The sequence below is a fragment of the Actinomycetota bacterium genome, assembly GCA_040754375.1.
GTDB lineage: Bacteria > Actinomycetota > Acidimicrobiia > Acidimicrobiales > AC-14 > JBFMCT01.
Window position 1 is genome coordinate 1 of sequence record JBFMCT010000032.1, and the last position, 1,967, is coordinate 1,967.

The 1,967-nt window shown below is 72.5% G+C and carries 2 protein-coding genes; both read right to left on the bottom strand.

The features are described from left to right. Positions 1–155: 155 nt before the first annotated feature. A complete protein-coding gene (locus AB1673_12895; protein ID MEW6154868.1) occupies positions 156–1,598 on the bottom strand; it encodes a methylmalonyl-CoA mutase family protein in 1,443 nt (480 codons plus the stop codon). A gap of 69 nt (positions 1,599–1,667) precedes the next feature. Further along, on the bottom strand, positions 1,668–1,967 hold a 300-nt coding region (locus AB1673_12900; GenBank protein MEW6154869.1), incomplete at its 5' end, for a hypothetical protein.

Consider the following 1,967-nt stretch of genomic DNA (forward strand, 5'->3'; position numbering starts at 1 on the left):
ATGGGCCGGGCCAGCGGGGACAGCGGCCCCAGGCCGGCTGCGGCCAGGGCCCGGGCGGTGGCCGCCGGCCGGCGCGCCTTGAGAGCGCCGCCCAGGACGAGGAGGGCGGCGGCCGCGACGAACGGTCCGGCGAGGGTCCCCATCCCGGCCCGAGGCTACCGGCTCTCGTGCTCCCCGAAGACCGCCCGGAGGGCATCGCTGACCTCGCCCAGGGTCGCCCCTGCGGCCAGGGCGGCCTTCATGGGCGGCAGCAGGTTGGCCGTCCCCCGGGCGGCCGTGGTCACGCCGTCGAGAGCGGCGGCCCAGGCCGTCGCGTCCCGCCTGGCTCGAGCGGCCCGCACCCTCGCCACCTGGCGGCCGGCCACCTCGGGGTCGACGGCCACGGGCGGCACCTCGACCGCCCCCGCGTCGTCGACGAAACGGTTGACGCCCACGACGACCTGGTCCCCCCGGTCGACGGCCTGGGCCACGGCGTAGGCCGCCCGTTCGATCTCGCCCTGCTGGTAGCCGGCTTCTATGGCGGCCACCGCCCCGCCCCGGCGGTCGATCTCGTCCAGCAGGCGGGCGGCCTCGCCTTCGAGGGCATCGGTCAGGGCTTCGACGAGGTAGGAGCCCCCCAGGGGGTCGGGCTCGGAGACAACGCCCGTCTCGTGGGCGATGACCTGTTGGGTGCGGAGGGCGAGGCGAGCCGACGCCTCGGAGGGCAAGCCGAGAGCCTCGTCGAAGGCGTTGGTGTGCAGGCTCTGGGTTCCGCCGAGGACCGCGGCCAGGGCCTGGAAGGCCACCCTCACGGTGTTGACCTCGGGCTGCTGGGCGGTGAGGGTCGAGCCTGCCGTCTGGGCGTGGAACCTGAGCTTGCACGAGGCTTCTGACCGGGCGCCGAACCGCCCGGTCATCACCTTCCACCACATGCGCCGGGCCGCCCGGAACTTGGCGACCTCTTCGAAGAGGTTGCTGTGGGCGTTGAAGAAGAACGACAGGCGGGGGGCGAAGTCGTCAACATCGAGGCCTGCGTCGACTGCGGATTGGACGTAGGCGATGGCGTTGGCCAGCGTGAAGGCCAGCTCCTGGGCGGCCGTGGCCCCCGCCTCGCGGATGTGATAGCCCGACACGGAGATGCTGTTCCACAAAGGGAGCTGGCGGCGGGAGTAGTCGACGGTGTCGGTGACCAGCCGCATCGAGGCCCGGGGCGGGTAGATGTAGGTACCCCGGGCGATGTACTCCTTGAGGGGGTCGTTCTGGACGGTGCCTCGCAGTTCGGCGGCCCCGACTCCCTGTTCGTCGGCCACCAGCTCGTACAGCAGGAGCAGGACTGCGGCGGTGGCGTTGATGGTCATCGACGTGGTGACCTCGGCCAGGGGGATGCCGTCGAGCAGGCGCCGCATGTCGTCCAGCGTGTCGATGGCCACTCCCACCCGGCCGACCTCGCCGTCGGACAGGGGGTGGTCAGAGTCGTAGCCCATCTGGGTGGGCAGGTCGAAGGCGCACGACAGCCCGGTCTGGCCGGCGCCCAGCAGGAAGCGGAAGCGGGCGTTGGTGTCCTCGGCCGAGCCGAAGCCGGCGTACTGGCGCATGGTCCACAGCCGCTCGGCGTACATGCGGCCGTGGATGCCCCGTGTGTACGGGGGCTGGCCCGGTCGCTCCCGGGGCTCGCTCACCCCGCCATGTCAGAGCAACCGGCCGGCGGCCATGACCAGGCCGGCGGTGCCGAACATCATCGGCATGGAGGCCACCAGGAACCTCGGGACCTGAGCGTCGACCTTGGCTTCGAGCTTGGTCAAGTCGTTGCGCAGCGCCGCGACCTCATCCCTCACCTCTGCGATCTCGGCCCGCAGCTGAGCCCCCTGGGCCGCTATCTCCCCCCGCAGCGCCACCCCCTGAGCGGCGATCTCGCCCCGGAGGGCGGCGCCCTGTTCGGTGAGGTCGGACCTCAACTCGGCGATCTCGCCCCGGAGGGCGGCGCCCTG

Excerpts from the sequence above, each read along its gene's own strand:
- AB1673_12895 (MEW6154868.1), bottom strand. The coding sequence starts at position 1,598 with ATGTACGCCGAGCGGCTGTGGACCATGCGCCAGTACGCCGGCTTCGGC.